This window comes from Modestobacter sp. VKM Ac-2983 (assembly GCF_026967885.1).
Lineage (GTDB): Bacteria > Actinomycetota > Actinomycetes > Mycobacteriales > Geodermatophilaceae > Modestobacter.
In genome coordinates, this window is sequence record NZ_JAPVBK010000005.1 from 1 (window position 1) to 17,276 (window position 17,276).

Annotated in this window: 16 protein-coding genes; 9 read left to right on the top strand and 7 right to left on the bottom strand. The window is 73.6% G+C overall.

Translation table 11 applies throughout. The features are described 5' to 3' along the window. Nucleotides 1-664 precede the first annotated feature (664 nt). The 4 genes from qcrB to ctaE are packed head-to-tail and all read right to left on the bottom strand — an operon-like array spanning nt 665 to nt 4,960. On the bottom strand, nt 665-2,347 hold the full coding sequence (gene qcrB, locus O2W18_RS18790; RefSeq protein ID WP_269188964.1) for a cytochrome bc1 complex cytochrome b subunit: 1,683 nt from the start codon (nt 2,345-2,347) through the stop codon (nt 665-667). After that, on the bottom strand, nt 2,347-3,459 hold the full coding sequence (gene qcrA / locus O2W18_RS18795) for a cytochrome bc1 complex Rieske iron-sulfur subunit (RefSeq protein ID WP_269188965.1): 1,113 nt from the start codon (nt 3,457-3,459) through the stop codon (nt 2,347-2,349). Before qcrA ends, qcrB begins: the two co-directional genes overlap by 1 nt. Continuing rightward, nucleotides 3,456-4,337, bottom strand: coding sequence for a cytochrome bc1 complex diheme cytochrome c subunit (gene qcrC, locus O2W18_RS18800; protein ID WP_269188966.1), 882 nt, complete (start codon nt 4,335-4,337; stop codon nt 3,456-3,458). The genes qcrA and qcrC overlap by 4 nt, the downstream gene beginning before the upstream one ends. A gap of 8 nt (nt 4,338-4,345) precedes the next feature. Next, nucleotides 4,346-4,960, bottom strand: a complete 615-nt coding sequence (gene ctaE, locus O2W18_RS18805) for an aa3-type cytochrome oxidase subunit III (protein WP_331253722.1) — start codon at nt 4,958-4,960, stop codon at nt 4,346-4,348. A gap of 135 nt (nt 4,961-5,095) precedes the next feature. Between ctaE and O2W18_RS18810 the strand changes: the two genes are divergently transcribed. After that, entirely contained in the window at nt 5,096-5,518 is a 423-nt protein-coding gene (locus O2W18_RS18810; RefSeq protein WP_269188967.1) for a hypothetical protein, read from the top strand. 4 nt (nt 5,519-5,522) lie between these two features. After that, nucleotides 5,523-6,569 carry an anthranilate phosphoribosyltransferase gene (gene trpD, locus O2W18_RS18815; RefSeq protein WP_269188968.1) on the top strand — a complete coding sequence of 349 codons (1,047 nt, stop codon included), beginning with the start codon at nt 5,523-5,525 and terminating at the stop codon, nt 6,567-6,569. 72 nt (nt 6,570-6,641) lie between these two features. On the opposite strand, the gene O2W18_RS18820 is transcribed toward trpD, so the two are convergent. Together O2W18_RS18820 and O2W18_RS18825 are read right to left on the bottom strand one after the other, a co-directional pair. Next, complete coding sequence (locus O2W18_RS18820) at nt 6,642-6,932, bottom strand: Lrp/AsnC family transcriptional regulator (RefSeq protein ID WP_269188969.1); 291 nt, start codon at nt 6,930-6,932, stop codon at nt 6,642-6,644. Then, complete coding sequence (locus O2W18_RS18825) at nt 6,929-8,791, bottom strand: DEDD exonuclease domain-containing protein (protein ID WP_269188970.1); 1,863 nt, start codon at nt 8,789-8,791, stop codon at nt 6,929-6,931. The genes O2W18_RS18820 and O2W18_RS18825 overlap by 4 nt, the downstream gene beginning before the upstream one ends. Before the next feature lie 281 nt (nt 8,792-9,072). Between O2W18_RS18825 and O2W18_RS18830 the strand changes: the two genes are divergently transcribed. From O2W18_RS18830 to O2W18_RS18845, 4 genes are all read left to right on the top strand, one after another. Beyond that, nucleotides 9,073-9,444: a hypothetical protein gene (locus tag O2W18_RS18830; RefSeq protein ID WP_331254088.1), complete on the top strand. Its 372-nt coding sequence runs from the start codon at nt 9,073-9,075 to the stop codon at nt 9,442-9,444. Nucleotides 9,445-9,753: 309 nt separating this feature from the next. Further along, nucleotides 9,754-10,851, top strand: a complete 1,098-nt coding sequence (locus O2W18_RS18835; RefSeq protein ID WP_269188971.1) for a C40 family peptidase — start codon at nt 9,754-9,756, stop codon at nt 10,849-10,851. A gap of 87 nt (nt 10,852-10,938) precedes the next feature. After that, the gene (locus O2W18_RS18840; protein WP_269188972.1) at nt 10,939-12,222 is read left to right on the top strand and encodes a M48 family metallopeptidase; all 1,284 of its coding nucleotides are present in this window, start codon (nt 10,939-10,941) and stop codon (nt 12,220-12,222) included. Beyond that, a complete protein-coding gene (locus O2W18_RS18845) occupies nt 12,219-13,352 on the top strand; it encodes a glycosyltransferase family 4 protein (protein WP_269188973.1) in 1,134 nt (377 codons plus the stop codon). The genes O2W18_RS18840 and O2W18_RS18845 overlap by 4 nt, the downstream gene beginning before the upstream one ends. Nucleotides 13,353-13,383: 31 nt before the next feature. On the opposite strand, the gene O2W18_RS18850 is transcribed toward O2W18_RS18845, so the two are convergent. Then, nucleotides 13,384-15,117 carry an AMP-dependent synthetase/ligase gene (locus O2W18_RS18850; protein ID WP_269188974.1) on the bottom strand — a complete coding sequence of 578 codons (1,734 nt, stop codon included), beginning with the start codon at nt 15,115-15,117 and terminating at the stop codon, nt 13,384-13,386. A gap of 234 nt (nt 15,118-15,351) precedes the next feature. Here O2W18_RS18850 and O2W18_RS18855 point away from each other — a divergent pair, with 234 nt between their 5' ends. The 3 genes from O2W18_RS18855 to O2W18_RS18865 all read left to right on the top strand — a co-directional run. After that, complete coding sequence (locus tag O2W18_RS18855; protein ID WP_269171627.1) at nt 15,352-15,783, top strand: SRPBCC family protein; 432 nt, start codon at nt 15,352-15,354, stop codon at nt 15,781-15,783. Continuing rightward, complete coding sequence (locus O2W18_RS18860; protein ID WP_269188975.1) at nt 15,783-16,964, top strand: ArsA family ATPase; 1,182 nt, start codon at nt 15,783-15,785, stop codon at nt 16,962-16,964. Before O2W18_RS18855 ends, O2W18_RS18860 begins: the two co-directional genes overlap by 1 nt. Then, a partial coding sequence (locus tag O2W18_RS18865) for a hypothetical protein (protein WP_269188976.1) occupies nt 16,961-17,276 on the top strand: 316 nt, incomplete at its 3' end. The genes O2W18_RS18860 and O2W18_RS18865, both read left to right, overlap by 4 nt.

Consider the following 17,276-nt stretch of genomic DNA (forward strand, 5'->3'; position numbering starts at 1 on the left):
GTCATCACTCCTCATGATCGAGGAGGGGGTCCGTTTTCAACCGTCGCCAGGGGGTCAGTTTTCACCCGTCGTCGACAAGCTGCGAGAGACCCAGCGCGCGAGAAGGCCTCCGTGGCGCACCCGCCCGTAGCGAGGTTGCCGCGACGTCCGACCGGGGGTCCCACAGAGGCTCGGGACCCTGGGCGGTGTGAGCGGAACTGCCGCGTGCCGCGAGGGGTGGGCTGAGCAGAGCCAGGCCACCTGCGGCCGGGCGAGCCGGCGGGAGAGGAGTCACGGGGCACGGAGGGCCAACGAGCGGGCACGCCACGCCCTCTTGCGGGGGTGGTGCGGGCCGGCGGCGCCGGAGGGCCTTCACTGGTGACCCCGCGGACGTGCGCCCTCCCGACCGTCGTGAATGGAGCGGGAGGACATGCCGTTACAGACCCGGCACGCCGAACCCTCACTCCGAGCCCGAACCCTCACTCCGAGCCCGAGCCCGAGCCCGAGGCCGAGCCCGAGCCCGAGCTCGGCGCCGGTGCGACTGGGGGAGTGTGGGGGCGCCGGCCGGCGGCCCGGGCGGCGGCTGGCCGGCAGCGCCCTGCCCATCTGGGCAACGGGACCCAGCCGCACATGCAGCAGGCCCCGACGGACGAGTCCGTCGGGGCCTGCTGTTCGCTGCGGTGGGTCAGTCGCGCGGAGCCTGCGGCCGCCCACCATCGGACGGGCGCCCGCCCTCGGACGGTCGACCAGAGCTGATGGTCTGGCGGTCGGACTGCTCCGCCTCCAGCCCGCGGGCTTCGAGCTCGGCCTGCCGCTGCACCTCGGCCGGCTCCTCGATCGGCTTGAAGAAGCCCTTGATCGCCCGGCGTGCGCCGCCGACCTGGTTCATCTTCTTGGGCACCGAGGCGCCGCCGTAGGCCAGCTGACCGTGACCGTGCTCGTCCACCGGGCCGAGGGGCTGGTGGACCTCGATGAACTCACCACTGGGCAGCCGCCGGATGACCCCGGTCTCGATGCCGTGCTCGAGGACCTCGCGGTCGTGCCGCTGGAGCCCCAGGCACAGGCGGTAGGTCATCCAGTAGGCGAAGGGCGGGAGCACCAGGCAACCGATCCGACCGAACCACGTCATCGCGTTGAGGCTGATGTCGAACTTGTCCGCGATGACGTCGTTGCCACCGGAAATCCACAGCACGACGTAGAACGTCAGCGCCATGGCCCCCACCGCCGTCCGGACCGGGACGTCACGGGGGCGCTGCAGCAGGTGGTGGGACGCCGTGTCCCCGGTCAGCTTGCGCTCGATCATCGGGTAGAGCGCGAGCACCGTGAACATCAGGCCGGCACCGACGACGGTCGGCCAGAACAGCGCCGGGATCGTGTAATCGCCGGGCAGGTTGATGTCCCAGGCCGGGAAGAGCCGGGTGGAACCGTCGAGGAAGCCGATGTACCAGTCCGGCTGCGAACCGGCCGACACCTGCGCCGGGTTGTACGGACCCCACAGCCAGATCGGGTTGATCTGGACGAGACCGCCCAGGGCGGCGCACAACCCGAACACGATGAACAAGAGGGCCGTCGCCTTGCCGGCGAAGGTGGGGAAGAGCCGGTTCCCGACGACGTTGTGCTCCGTGCGGCCGGCACCCGGGAACTGGGTGTGCTTCTGCTTGACCAGGATCAGCAGGTGCGCGGCGATCAGTGCGAGCAGGATCGCCGGGATGATCAGCACGTGGGCGATGTAGAAGCGCCCGATGATCTCCGTGCCGACGTAGTCGCCGTTGAAGACGGCCCAGTGCGCCCAGGTGCCGATGACCGGGAGCGACAGGATGATCGCGCTGATGATCCGCAGGCCCGTTCCCGACAGGAGGTCGTCGGGGAGGGAGTAGCCGGTGACGCCCATGAGCAGCGCCAGGACGAGCAGGACGACGCCGATCAGCCAGTTGGTCTCACGCGGCCGCCGGAACGCACCGGTGAAGAAGATGCGGATGAGGTGGATGACGATCGCGGCCACGAACAGCAGGGCTGCCCAGTGGTGGATCTGCCGGATCAGCAGCCCGCCGCGGACGTCGAAGGAGAGCCCGAGGGTCGACTCGTAGGCCGCCGACATCTCCACGCCCCGCAGGGGTGCGTAGACGCCCTCGTAGACGACCTCTTCCATGCTGGCGTCGTAGAAGAACGTCAGGTAGGTGCCCGACACCAGCAGGATCATGAACGCGTAGAGCGCGATCTCCCCGAGCAGGAAGGACCAGTGGTCGGGGAAGACCTTGTTGAGCGTCCGGCGGAGCGGACCGGCGACGATCAGGCGATCGTCGACCTCGAGGGCTGCTTGCCCGATCTTGGTCGTCGGCGCACCAGGCGCCGCCGTGGTGGTGGCCATCAGATCCGTTCCCGGTTCCAGTAGGTGGGGCCGACTGCCTCAATGTAGTCGCTCCGTGCCACGAAGTAGCCCTCGTCGTCGACCGTGATGGGCAGCTGGGGGAGTGGGCGGGTCGCCGGACCGAAGACCGGCTTCGCGCCCTGGGTCACCAGGAACTGCGACTGATGACAGGGGCAGAGGATGCGGCCCGTCTCCTGCTCGTAGAGCCCGACCGGGCACCCGGCGTGGGTGCAGATCTTCGAGTAGGCGACGTAGTCGCCGTAGGAGAAGTCGGCCTGACCTTCCCTCGGCTCCTCGCTGAGCTGCTGCTCCGGCCGGAGCCGGATCAGCATGGTCGCCGCGTCTGCCTGGAAGTTGCCGCCGGCGACGGCCGGGAAGACCGTCTCCAGGGAACCGGGCTGCTGGTCGCCGGGGCGGATCGGGGTGCCGTCGTCGCGCAGGAGGCGGACCCCCTCGGCCCACGACGTGGTGCCGAGCGGATTGCCGGTGTTCGGGTTCTTGATCAGGCCACCGAGCGGGGCGATGAGCATGGCCCCGAACGCGACCCCCATCCCACCGATCGTGCCCAGGAGCAGCTTGCGGCGAGGGAGGCCGGACTTGTCCAGCCCGCCCATCAGGGTGGCGCCGGTGGTGACCCGGTCGAAGTGCGAGCCGTCGTGCTTGTCCTGGACGGCGGTCTCGTGCGGCAAGAGCTTCTTGACGTACTGGACCAGGCCGATGCCGATGCACAGCAGCGACAGGCCCATCGCCAGACCGAGGAGGGGGGTGAACAGCGCGCTCCACGAATCGGCCCCCACCTCCCACTCCCAGTCGGGGAGGAACCAGCCGGAGCCGGCGTAGACGACCAGGAAGGCCACCGCGAACACCCCGGCCAGGGCGAACCACGTGGTCACCTGGCGGGTGGCCTGCTTCTCCAGCGCGGAACCCGGAACGGGGCCGGGCTCGACGTGGAGGACCTCGACGCCGTCGTAGCGGGCACCCAGCCGGTCCAGCTCCGTGCGGTCCATCGCCGCGAGCTGGGCCGGCGTGTACTCGTCGTCCGGACCGCCGTGGCCGGGCCCGCTCGCGCGGTCCCCGCCGGCCGAACCGGGGTTCTTGTCGGTCGTGCTCACGCCTTCGTCCCCATCCAGAAGATCCCGAACAGCAGGGCGCCGACACCGGCGACCCAGATCACCAGGCCCTCGGCGACCGGACCGGCGCGGCCGATCGGGGCGCCACCCGGGTCGGCCTGGTCCTGGATCGTCTGCACATAGTCGATGACCGAGCGCTTCTCCTCCGGCGTCAGCTGGTTGTCACCGAAGACCGGCATGTTCTCCGGGCCGGTCAGCATCGCCGCGTAGATCTGCTCGTCGGTCAGACCGTCCAGCGAGGGTGCCCGCTTGCCGGAGGACAGGGCGCCGCCCTCCCCGACGAAGTTGTGGCAGGAGGCGCAGTTCAGTCGGAAGAGCTCGCCACCCTCGGCCAGCTCGCCGTCGCGCAGGTCGCCCGAGGGGACGGTGGGGCCGCCACCGTTGGCCTGGACGTAGGCCATCAGCTGGGCGATCTCCGCCTCGGTGAAGATGACCGGGTGCTCGGGCGCCTGGGCCTCCTGGCGGACCAGCGGCATGCGGCCGGTGGAGACCTGGAAGTAGACGGAGGCCGAGCCGACGCCGATGAGCGACGGGCCGCGGTCCTCCACGCCCTGCAGGTTGGAACCGTGGCAGGTGATGCAGCTGAGGACGTAGAGCTCGCGACCGGCTTCGACGGCGATGGACTCCGTGTCCGACTGTTCGTCAGCGGCGATGGCCCCCGGGGCGAAGGCGGAGTAGGCGACCCCGGTCAGGACCAGGGCGGCCATCAACCCGGCCACGTTGGCCAGGCGGCGGCGCTGCTTGGAGCGGCGCCGGTCACGGGCGGCGGCGGCCGGCGTGCCAGCGGCCGGCCGGCGACGCAGCAACCCGCGGCGGCCGCCCTGGAGAGGGGCTTCGGACGAGGCCTTCGTGGTGGACACCCGGTTCCCTACTTGATCAGGTAGATCGTGATGAAGAGGCCCACCCACACGACGTCGACGAAGTGCCAGTAGTAGGACACAACGATCGCCGAGGTCGCCTGGGCGGGTGTGAAACGGCCCATCGTGGACCGGATGAGCACGAAGACGAAGGCGATGAGGCCGCCGATCACGTGCAGGGCGTGGAAGCCCGTCGTCAGGTAGAACACAGACCCGTACGACGACGACGAGATCGTCGTGCCGTGGTCGACGACCAGGGTGCGGTACTCCCACATCTGGCCGAGCACGAAGGTCAGCCCCATCACGAACGTGATGGTGAACCAGCGCCGCAGTCCGTAGACGTTGCCGATCTCAGCGGCGAAGACGCCGTACTGGCAGGTCACCGACGAGGCGACCAGGATCAGCGTGAAGGCCAGCGCGTACGGCACGTTCAGCTCGGTCGGCTCCGGCGGCCAGCCGTCCTCGGCTCGGGCGCGGGCGGTGAAGTACATGGCGAACAGGCCGGCGAAGAACATCAGCTCACTGGCGAGCCAGACGATCGTGCCGACGCTGACCATGTTCGGTCGGGTCAGGGAGTGCACCCGCGAGGTGTCGAAGGTGCTGCTCGCCACGGGGGCCGTTGTCACCGGTTCATCATGGCATCGGGACAGCCGTCCCACGACGCGGGGTGGGTGGGCGTGGCGCGCCCGGTCCGGCCACCCGAGAGCGGCCCGGCACGCCGCCTTCCCGCCCCTCTTCCTCCGGGCACTAGGCTCGCGAGTGTGAGCCCCGACTCCGCACCGGCCACCGTGCTCGTCTTCAGCCAGCGGGCCGAGGTCCGCACCGCCGTCCGGACGGCCCTGGGCAACGCGCCGGCCGCCGACGTGGGGCCGCTCACGTACCTGGAGTGCGCGACCGCCGACGAGGTGGTGGCTGCCGTCGACCGCGGCGGCGTCGACCTCTGCGTGCTGGACGGCGAGGCCCAGCCCACCGGTGGCATGGGGATCAGCCGCCAGCTGAAGCACGAGATCGCCGACTGCCCGCAACTGGTGGTGCTCATCGCCCGGCAGGCGGACCGGTGGCTGGCCCACTGGTCGATGGCCGACGCGACGTTGGCCTACCCGGTGGATCCGCTGACCGCGCCCCAGGTCGTCGCCGGGCTGTTGCGGGACCGGGCAGCGCAGCGCCCGGCCGTCCGTCGCTGACCCGATGACGTCAGCCAGCCCGACCTGGCCCGGCCTGCTCACCCGGCTCACCCGCGGTGAGCACCTCGGGGTCGAGGACACCCGCTGGGCGATGCGGCAGGTCATGACGGGGGAGGCGACGCCGGCGCAGGTGGCCGGGTTCGTCGTCGCCCTGCGGGCCAAGGGGGAGTCGCCGGAGGAGGTCTCCGGGCTAGCCGCCACGATGCTGGAACAGGCCACCCCGGTGCAGCTGCCGATGGAGTGCGTCGACATCGTCGGCACCGGGGGCGACGGCGCGCAGACGGTGAACATCTCCACGATGGCCGCGATCGTCACCGCAGCGGCCGGCGTCCCCGTGGCCAAGCACGGCAACCGGGCTGCGTCCTCGGCCTCGGGGACCGCCGACGTCCTCGAGGCGCTCGGGGTCGTCATCGACCTGCCGGCCCCGTCCGTGGCCCAGTGCATGCTCGAGGCGGGGATCGGCTTCTTCTTCGCGCCCGTCTTCCACCCCGGGATGCGGCATGCCGCTGCGCCGCGCCGAGAGCTGGGGATCGGCACGGTCTTCAACTTCCTGGGCCCGCTGACGAACCCCGCCCGACCGGTGGCGGCCGCGATCGGCTGTGCCGACACCCGGATGGCCCCGGTGCTGGCCCAGGTGCTCGCCGACCGGGGCACCCGGGCACTGGTGTTCCGCGGGGACGACGGGCTGGACGAGCTCACCACCAGCACCACCTCGGCGGTGTGGGTGGTGCGCGACGGGGAGGTGGTCTCCGAGCGGCTGGACCCGACGGCGCTGGGCATCCCGGTGTCCGGGCCCGGGGCGCTGCGCGGAGGCGGTCCGGAGGTCAACGCCGAGGTGGTCCGTCGGCTGGTGGCCGGAGAACCGGGACCGGTCCGAGACGCGGTGCTGCTCAACGCGGCCGGGGCGCTCGCCGCGTTCGACTCCCGTGGGGCACGGTTGCACGACGCGCTGGGGGCGGGGCTGGAACGGGCTGCGGCCGCCATCGACGACGGCAGGGCAGCGGCGAAGCTGGCGGACTGGGTGCGGGTCAGCCGCGCTGCGCGCGGGTGAGCACCAGGTGGCCCCCCGGCCCGGCACACGCCGGGTGGCCCCGGGACGAGGGCACCCGAACCGCGGGGTGAGCTACTGGTCGGTCGACTCGAAGCCGATCGAGAACGCGGCCTCGAGGTCGTGCCGCGAGTAGGCGCGGAAGGCGATGTGGGTGGCGGTGTCGACGACGCCGGGCACCTTGTTGATCCGCCCGGCGATGACCTGGGCGATCTCCTCGAACTCGTGCACGCGGACGAGTGCGACCAGGTCGACGTCGCCGGCGACGGAGTAGACCTCGCTGACCCCGGGCAGCGCGGCGACCGCCTCGGCCACCTCGGCGATCGAGTCGGTGGCGGCATCGATCATCACGATGGCGGTGATCACGTCCGGGATGCTAGCCCGGTCGCGACCCGGCCGCGCCGCCCGGCGGCGTGCCGGCCTGCCGCCGGTGCACCCGCGGTGACCCGGTCGGGCTGGCTGCGGGTGCTGAGCGACCGGGTGTCGGCGAACGGGTCGCGCTCGGCGAGGCCGGCGTCCACCTGGGCGAGGAAGCCGCTGTAGTCACCCGTGCCCGGGGTGCGGCTGGCCAGGGTGCCGGTCAGGTCGACCAGGCGGGTGCCGGGCTTCTCCATCCAGCGCAGCACCAGTTCGGTCTCGTCGACGGAGGCGGCCAGCTCGTCGTCCGGCCCGGTCGGGGTCTCGGCGGTGGCGCGCAGCTCGGCCAGGTGACCGCGGACGGAGCGCCCGCGTTCGGCGACGCCGGCCGCGACCAGCCGGCCTCGACGGACCACCGCGAGCTGCCAGCCCCCAGCGCCGTCGGGCCGGGCGAGGACGAGCTCGGCCACGGTGGCCAGCGACTCCAGGCGCTGTCGCCGGCGGACCGCCCGGACCAGCACGGCCACCCGGTCGCGCAGCACGGCCGCCTCCTCGTACCGGCCCTCGCCGGCCAGCCGCTCGACCCGGTGCAGCAACGGGGCCACCAGGTCGCGGGGGTCGGAATCGACGGCCGCGCGGAACACCGCCGCGACCGCGGAGTACTCCTCGCGGGTCTGGTCGCCGGTGCAGGGCGCCCCGCACCGGCCCATCCCGGCCAGGGCGCAGGCGCTGCCCAGCACCGTCAGCGACAGGCGGGAGGTGCACTGGCGCAGCGGCAGGGACTCGTGCACGGCGGCGACGGCGGCATCGGCTGCCCGCCGGTCGGGGAAGGGGCCGAGGAACGCTCCGGCGCCCGGCCGCACCCGGCGCACCACCGACAGCCGGGGGAACGGCTCGTCGGTCAACCGGACCCACAGGGCGCGCTCGGGGAACCGGGACCGCCGGTTGTACCGTGGCTTGTGCTCGGCGATGAGCCGGAGCTCCCGGACGGCGGCCTCGAGGTCGTGCGCGCACGGCAGCGCCTCGATCCGCTCGGCGAGGGTGATCATCTCGGTCATCCGGCTGCGCTGCTCGCCGGCGGAGAAGTAGCTGCGCACCCGGCTGCGGAGGTCGCCCGAGGTGCCGACGTACAGCGGTTCGTCGCGCGGGCCGCGGAAGACGTAGACCCCGGGACCCGAGGGCACGTGCTCGGCGAGGTGGCGCTTGCGGCGACGACGCGGGTCGACCTGGCGGGTCAGCCCGGTCAGCTCCTCGAGCGAGGTGATGCCCAGCGGCCCGAGGCGCTCGAAGAGCCCGTGCAGGACGTCGACGGTCGCCCGGGCGTCGTCCAGTGCCCGGTGGCAGGGCTGCGTGGAGGTGGAGAAGTAGGGCGCCAGCGTGGCCAGCTTGCAGTTGGGCACCTCGTCACGGCTGAGCAGCCGGCGGGCCAGGACGGCGGTGTCGACCGAGGCGAACACCGGCCAGGGCACCGCGCTCGCCTCACAGGCCGCCCGCAGGAACCCGAGGTCGAACGGGGCGTTGTGGGCCACCAGGACGGCGCCGCGGGCGAACTCCAGGAAGGCCGGCAGCACCGCGTCGATCCGGGGCGCCGCAGCGACCATCATCGAGGTGATGCCGGTCAGCACGCTGATGTAGGGCGGGATCTCGTGACCGGGGTCGACCAGGGTCTGGAACTCGCCGAGCACCTGGCCGCCGCGGACCTTGACCGCCCCGATCTCGGTGATCGCGCTGTTCTTCGGCGAGCCCCCGGTGGTCTCCAGGTCGACGACCACGAAGGTCACCCCGGCCAGCGGGGTGCCCAGGTCGTCGATCGTCGCCTGCTGGAAGCGCGGCTCGTCCTGGGCCCCGTGCCGGCCGGGCAGTGCCACCTGTCGCCACGACGAGGGGGCGGGTGGTGCGGTGGTCGGTGGGACCGGAGGTGGTCCCGGAGGTGCTGCTGGGGGCGGGGCAGGTACGGACGGCACGGGGCGGACGCTAGGTCGGGGGTCCGACAGTCCCCGGGAGGCCACGCCGTGTGGGCCGCTGGCCGGAGCCGTGGGGGCCGCTGGCCGGAGCCGTCAGGGCTCCCCGCCCGGGAGCTGAGCAGAACTGTCGGTGGTCGCTCCTACGGTCCGCGGTGTCTGGACCTCAGGAGACAAGGAGAGCCGCCGTGCTCATCGACTGCGACACCTGCACCGTCCGCGGTCAGGGCTGCGACGACTGCGTCGTGACCGTCCTGCTGGGCGCCCCACCGGACTGGCGGGAGAGCGCGCCCACGGTCGTCCCGCTGACGCGACGCCGGCCGGGCGTCTCTGCCGGGGTCCCGGCCGGCGAGGGCGTGCTGGCGGCCGGTGCCGCGCCGGGGGAGGCGACCGCAGACCGCGAGAGCCGGCCCGGCGAACGTGTTGCCGAGGCCGCGCGCCCGGTCGTCGAGTGGGACGACGTGGAGCGACGAGCCGTCCGCGCCTTGGCAGAGTTCGGGCTGGTTCCGCCGTTACGTCATCAGGATGCGTCCTCCCAGGGTGACCGCCACGTGAGCTGACAAATCGCACTGCTGTGATTTGGCAGGTCCTGCGGTCGATTCGGGGTTTGACAGGGCTAGGTCTCGATCCGGTCACGGACTTACGTTCGTCGTGTCCGAGCGAGACGAAGTCACCACACAGGGTGACCTCGGTCGGACACCGCCGAACCGCCGACCCCCGCCCGGGTGGTGGACCGGGGACCGCCTCGACACCGAGGTGGGCTCTCGGGCATCGGGACACCGCGCCAGCGGCCGGGGCTCGTGCAGAGCCCGGCTGCGTCGGGTGACCCGGCAGGCGGTCCGAGTTCGAGAAACGGAGTCCCGCCGCCCGTGGCGAGCCCTCAGCCCCGCGCCCTGCCCGCCTCGGCGACCCTCGTCGCCGCCGACACCCCGGTGCACGCACGCTGCGGTCGTCTCGCCGGCCGGCTGGGCATCGGGATCGTGGCCGTCGTCGCCGCGAGCCTGACCCTGGCGGTCCTGCCGGGCGACGCCGCTGCGGCGCCGGGTGGCCAGGTCACCGAGGTGACGAGCCCGGAGCAGGCCACCCAGCTGGTCGCCGACGCGACCCACGAGCTCGAGGTCGTCACCGAGGAGTTCAACGAGGCACAGGAGACGCTGGCCGAGCAGCAGGCAGCCGCAGCTGCCGCAGGCCGGGCGGTCGCCGATGCCCAGGCACAGCTGGCTGCCCTGGACGAGCAGGTGCGCCGAGTCGCCCGCAGCGCCTTCACCGGGGAGCACCTGTCCCGCTTGAACGCCCTCATGAGCAGTGGGTCGGCAGACGAGTTCCTCTCCCAGGTCACCACCCTGGACGCCATCGCCGGGCACACGGACGACGTCCTCTCCCGGGTCACCGCGGCGGCGACCGCTGCCGCACAGGCCCAGTCGCAGGCGGAGGCCGCCGCCGCGGCCGCGGCGCAGACGCTGCAGGACGTCACCGCACGCCAGCGGGACCTCACCTCCCGGGTCGACGACTACCAGGCGCAGTACGACGCGCTGAGCGTCGTCCAGCAGGAGGAGGTGGTCGAGGCGCACGCCGGTCCCGTGCTCGAGGCACCGGCCGAGGTGGTGGCCACCAGTACCTCGGCCCAGGTCGCCGTGGACACCGCCATGGCGCAGCTCGGCGACCCCTACGTGTGGGCCGCCGGCGGGCCGGACGCCTTCGACTGCTCGGGCCTGACCCAGTACGCCTACGCGGCGGCCGGGGTGGCCCTGCCGCACTCCAGCCGCCTCCAGGCCACGATGGGGACCGCGGTCTCCCGGAGCGCCCTGCAGCCCGGTGACCTGGTCTTCTTCCGCAGCCCGGTCAGCCACGTCGGCATGTACATCGGCAACGGCCAGATGGTGCACGCGGCCACCTTCGGCGTCCCGGTGCAGGTCACCAGCGTCGACATGGCCGGGTACGCCGGGGCACGCCGCATCCTCGGCTGAGCCGGCGATCCGGCCGTCCAGCCGGGTCACAGGGAGCCTGCCTAAGCTCGGCGTCGTGCATCTCCCGCCTCGTTCGACAGCGCGCGGATGAGCCGGGGAGGAGCCGCCGGGTCGCGGCGCGCCGCCCTGCTCGTGGCCGCGGTCCTCGGCGCCGCCCTGGTCGTCGTGATCGTGGTGGCCACCCCGTGGGACGTGCTGCCGGTGCCGCCGGGGGGCCGCACCCCGGTCGACCCGGGCGCCGCCTTCGACCCGGAGCAGGTGACCCGGGCCGAGGCCTTCGCCGCGGCGCTGCGCCCGGCCTCGCTGACGGCCCTGGGGCTGAGCCTGCTCGTCTCGGCGGTCTTCGGGCTCACCCGGGCCGGTGCGGCGACCGCCCGGACCGTCGCCCGGCCGCTGGGCGGTGGCTGGGCCTGGCAGGTGCTGCTCGGCTCGATCGCGATCCTGCTCGTCGGCCGGCTGGTGACCCTGCCGCTGACCGCCTACGGCGAGGTGGTGCGGCGCCGCTACGGCCTGTCCACGCGCGGGTGGGACCTGTGGGCCCGTGACGTCGCCACGTCCTTCGCCATCTCCGCCGGGCTGACCGCGCTGGGTCTGCTGGCCCTCGTGGCGCTCGCCCGGCGGGCCCCGCGCACGTGGTGGGCGTGGGCGGGCGCGGCAGCCGCGTCCTTGGTCGTCGTCGGGTCGTTCCTGTACCCCCTGGTGTTCGAGCCGGCCTTCAACCGCTTCGAGTCCATGCCGGCCGGCCCGCTGCGCACGGAGCTGATCGAGCTCGCCGAGCGCAGCGGCACGCCAGTGGACGACGTGCTGGTCGCCGACGCCAGCCGGCGCACCACCGCGCTGAACGCCTACGTCTCCGGCTTCGGCTCCACCCGGCGGATCGTCGTCTACGACACGTTGCTGGACCAGCGGCCCGACGAGGAGATCGTCTCGATCACCGCCCACGAGCTCGGGCACGTGGCCAACGACGACGTCCTCACCGGCACGCTGATCGGGGCGCTGGGCGCCGGGGCGGGCGTCGCGCTGCTGGGCTGGCTGCTCGGCTCGACCCCGCTGCTCCGCCGGGCCGGCGCGGAGGGGCCCGGGGACGGGGCGGTGGTGGGCCTGCTGCTGCTGCTGCTCTCCCTCGGCACCCTGGCCTCGACGCCGGTGCAGAACCTGGTCTCCCGGCACATCGAGGCACGAGCGGACCTGCACGCGCTCGACCTGACCGAGGACCCGGACTCCTTCGTGGCGGTGCAGCAGGCCCTGGGGGGCGCCAACCTCAACGACCCCGATCCGCCCGCGATCTGGCAGTGGGCCTTCGGGTCGCACCCCACGGTGCCGCAGCGGATCGCCTTCGCCGCCGACTGGGTGGCGGTGCGCGACCGGTGAGCGGAGGCCGCACGCTGGTCGTCACCAACGACTTCCCGCCCCGACAAGGTGGCATCCAGACCTTCGTCGCCGCCCTGCTGGCCACCCGGCCGCCGGAGTCGCTGGTCGTGCTGGCCTCGGACCATCCCGGCTCGGCCGCGTACGACGCCGCGCTGCCCTACCCGGTGGTGCGGGCGCCCACCGGCATGCTGCTGCCGACGCCGAGGACCGCCCGGACGGCCGCCCGGCTGGCCCGCGAGCACGGCTGCCGGACGGCGTTCTTCGGTGCCGCGGCACCGCTGGGCTTGCTGGCGCCGGCGCTGCGCCGGGCCGGGGTCGAGCGGCTGGTCGGGGCCACGCACGGCCACGAGACCGGCTGGGTGGCGCTGCCTGCGGCCCGGCAGCTCCTGCAGCGCATCGCCGGGGGGCTCGACGCGCTCACCTACATCAGCGAGTACACCCACGGTCGGCTGGCCCCGGCGCTGGGGGACCGCACGCAGCTGGTCCAGCTCTCGCCCGGGGTCGACGTCGACCGGTTCACCCCGGACGCCGACGGGTCGGCCGTCCGCGCCCGGTACGGCCTCGGCTCCGACCCGGTCGTGGTCTGCGTCTCCCGGCTGGTGCCGCGCAAGGGGCAGGACGTGCTGGTCCAGGGCTGGCCGCAGGTGCTGGCCCGGCACCCCCGGGCGAAGCTGCTGCTGGTCGGCGGCGGCCCGCTGGAGTCGGCGTTGCGGCGCAGGGTCGCGGCTCGGGGCCTCGCCGGTTCGGTCGTCCTGACCGGGGGAGTGGCACCGGCGGACCTGCCGGCGTACTACGCGGCCGGGGACGTGTTCGCCATGCCGTGCCGCACGCGCCGCGGTGGGCTGGACGTCGAGGGGCTGGGCATGGTCTTCCTGGAGGCGGCCGCCGGTGGCCGGCCGGTCGTCGCCGGCACCTCGGGCGGGGCGCCGGAGACCGTGCAGGACGGGGTGACCGGGCACGTCGTGGACCCGCGGTCACCCGCCGCGGTCGCGGACGTGCTGGCCGACCTGCTGGCCGACCCGGCACGCGCCCGGGCGATGGGCGCGGCCGGCCGGTCGTGGGTGGAGCAGCGGTGGTCCTGGACGACGATCGCGTCCACCTTCGCCGACGTGCTCGACCCCGCGCCCTGAGCGCGGGGTCGAGCAGGCCGGCTGTCCGGTGCTACCGGGCGTAGAGGGACTCGACCTCGGCGCCGAACTCCTTCATCACCACGGCCCGCTTGAGCTTCAGGCTCGGGGTGAGGGTGCCGTTGTCCTCGGTGAAGTCGTCGCCGAGCACCCGGAACTTCTTGATCGCCTCGGCCTGCGAGACGGCCTTGTTCGCCTCGGCGACCGCAGCGTCCAGCTCGGCCAGCAGGTCGGGGTCGTCGCGCAGCTGCTCGGGGGTGAGCGACGCGTCCTTGCCCTGGGCCTTCAGCCACGCCGGCAGGGCCTCGGCGTCCAGCGTGACCAGGGCGGCGATGAAGGGCCGCTGGTCGCCCACGACGATGCACTGGCTGACCAGCTTGTGCGCCCGCAGCCTGTCCTCGAGCACGGCGGGGGCGACGTTCTTGCCGCCCGCGGTCACCAGGATCTCCTTCTTCCGCCCGGTGATCGTGAGGAAGCCCTGGGCGTCGAGCTCACCGAGGTCGCCGGTGTGGAACCAGCCGTCGGCGTCGATGGCCTCCGCGGTGGCCTTCTCGTTCTTCCAGTAGCCGCGCATGACGATCCCCCCGCGCAGCAGCACCTCGCCGTCGTCGGCGATCGCCGCGTCGACCCCGGGCAGCGGGCGCCCGACAGTGCCGATGCGCAGCGCCGCGTCGTGGTTGACCGCGGCGGCCGCACTGGTCTCGGTCAGGCCGTAGCCCTCGAAGATCGTCACCCCGATGCCCCGGAAGAAGTGGCCGAGCCGCTCACCCAGCGGCGCACCACCGGAGATGGCGCCGGCGCAACGACCACCGAGGGCGGCGCGCAGCTTGCCGTAGACCAGCCGGTCGAACAGCGCGTGCTGCGCGCGCAGCCCCAGCCCCGGGCCGCCGGTGTCCTGTGCCCGGGACCAGTCGACGGCCACCTGGGCGGCCCGGTCGAAGATCTTGCCCTTGCCGTCGCCCTCGGCCTTGGCCTTGGCGCCGTTGAACACCTTCTCGAAGACCCGGGGCACGGCCAGCACGAAGGTCGGCTGGAACCGGCCGAGGTCGCCGACCAGGTCCTTGATGTCGGGGGTGTGCCCGATGACCGTGCGGGTGTTGAGCGCGCCCACCTGCAGGACGCGGGCCAGCACGTGCGCCAGCGGGATGAACAGCAGCAGCGACCCGTCGGCGTTCATGAACCGGCTCAACAGGGTCATGCCGTTGCGGATCTCGAACAGGAAGTTGGCGTGGGTGAGCTCGCAGCCCTTGGGCCGGCCGGTGGTGCCGCTGGTGTAGATCAGCGTCGCCAGGCTGTCGGCGGAGAGGGTGGCCCGGCGGGCGGTCAGCTCGCTGTCGGGCACGTCGGCGCCGGCGGCGGTCAGGGTGTCCAGCCCGCCGTCGTCGATCACCCAGACCGGGCCCAGCTCGGGGGCCTCGGCGCGCACGGACTCGACGGTCGCGGCGTGCTCGGCGCTCTCCACCACGACCGCCCGTGCGCCGGCATCGGAGAGGATCCAGGCCACCTGGTCGGCGCTGGAGGTCTCGTACATCGGGACGACGACGGCGCCGGCGGTCCAGATCGCGTAGTCGAGGACGGTCCACTCGTAGCGGGTCCGGGCCATCAGCCCGACCCGGTCGCCGGCCTGCACGCCACCGGCGATCAGCCCCTTGGCGACACCGGAGACCTCGGCGGCGAACTGGGCGTAGGTGACGTCGACCCACTGACCGGCCTGTTGGCGGCGCAGCCCGATCTCGTCGGGGTGCTCGGCCGCGTTGGTGGCGACCATGTCCGTCAGGGCGTCTTCGGGTCCCACGCTGGCGGTGGGGGGAACGCTCAGTTCGCGCACGCCGTCCTCTCTGTCCTGGCCGGTCGGGGGCTCCGTCGCCCCGCCGCTCCGGACCAGGGTCCGGCGCCCAATCTAGTCCGCGCGGCCACCGCGCAGTAGCCGAGCGGCCCCGGACGGGGCAGGTGGCCCGGGAGGAGGCCGGGTCGGAGGTGGGCAGCGACTACCCTCCGCCCCATGGCTGACCAGTCCACCCAGTCGATCGTCGTCGACGCGCCTGCGGCCGAGGTCATGGCCGTCATCGCCGACTTCCCGGCCTACCCGTCGTGGGTGTCGGCAGCCAAGCAGGTGGAGGTGCTGGAGACCGGGGCGGACGGGCGGGCCCGCCGGGTGCACTTCGTGCTCGACGCCGGTGCGGTTCAGGACGACTACGTGCTGGACTACACCTGGGACGACGACCGTCGCGTCGACTGGACCCTGGTGCAGGGCCAGATGCAGAAGCAGCAGGACGGCTCCTACTCCCTGGCCGAGTCCGGTGGCCGCACCACCGTCACGTACTCGATCACCATCGACCTGTCGATCCCGATGCTCGGGATGATCAAGCGCAAGGCCGAGAAGGTCATCCTCGACACCGCGCTCAAGGAGCTCAAGAAGCGCGTCGAGGGCTGATGCGCGCCGTGCAGGTCGTCCTCGTCACCGGCCCCGGTGGCGCCGGCAGCTCCACCGTCGCGGCGGCCACCGCCGCCCGGCTCGCCGCGGCCGGCTCGCGGTGCGTGCTGCTCACCGGTCAGGCGGCCGGGATCGCCGACCTCCCCGACCGGGTGACCGTCGACGTCGCCGCACCGCAGCCTGCGTTGGAGGAGCTGTGGGCCCGGCACGCCGGGCAGCTGTCCGGGGCGCTGCCCCTGCTCACCGTGCCACCGGCGACCTCGGTCGTCCCACTGCCCGGCGTCGCCGAGTTCACGCTGCTCACCGCCCTGGCCGGGCACCTCCGCTCCGAGGACGTCGACGTCGTCGTGCTGGACCCCGGTCCGACGGTGGCGGCGACGGCGCTGGTCGGCCTCCCGGGGGCGCTGCGGTGGTGGCTGGCGCAGGCCGCGCCGACCCGGCTCCGGGTGCTCGCCACGCTGCGGGCGGCCGCCACCGCGGGCCGCGCCGACGTCACCGCCGGGTTGCTCGCCGGTGCCGCCGCGACGGAGGAGCTGCTGGACGCCGTGCCGCTGGCCGACCCGGCGCGCACCGCCGTCCACCTGGTGCTGCGCCCCGACGCCGCGGCTGCCGACCACCTCCAGCACACGGCGACCGCGCTGGGCGTCCTCGGGCAGCGGATCGCCTCGGTCATCGTCGCCCGGCTGCTCCCGGCCGGGTCGGGGGAGTGGTGGCAGCAGCGGGCCGCGGTGCAGGAGCGGTCGGTGCGCTCGGTGCGCGCGCTGCTGGACCCGGTGCAGGAGGTCGCCGAGGCCGCCGTCGCGCCGGCCACCGTCGCCGACCTGCTCGCGCTGGACGCCGCGGTGCCCGAGACCGCGCTGCAGCCGCTGGCGCAGGCCGCGCCCCGCCGGGTGGACGGCGAATGGCTGCTGGACGTGCCGCTGCCCTTCGCCCGCCGTGGCGAGGTCCAGCTCACCCGCTGGGCCGACGACCTGGTGGTCACCGCGGCCGGGGCACGACGGTCGCTCGCGCTGGACGCCCTGCTGCGCCGGTGCACGATCTCCGGGGGGTCGCTGACCGAGCCGGGCACGGCTCGGGCGGTGCTGGAGGTCCGCTTCGTCCCCGACCCGGAGCAGTGGCCGGCCGGGCTGCTGGCCGCCGGCGCCGCGGCGGGTGCGCCGGCCGAGGGGAGCGGGACGTGACCGCGCCCGGACCCGACTGGGTCGAGCAGGCCCGCCGGCTGGCGGCCGGGCTGGCGGCCGAGCACGCGCCCGGCGCGCGGCTGACCGACGTGCTGGGCAGTCTCCTCGGCACCCCTGCTGCGCGGCCCGACCCGGCCCACCGACCCGAGGACGAGGGTGCAGCCACCCCGCCCCCGACCGCGGAGGAATGCCGCTGGTGCCCGGTCTGCGTCGGGCTGGCAGCGTTGCGCGGACGCCGTCCGGACCTGGTCGAGGCGCTGGCCGACGTGCTCGCCAGCGCAGCGACCGCCCTCCGCGCCCAAGCGGCCCAGC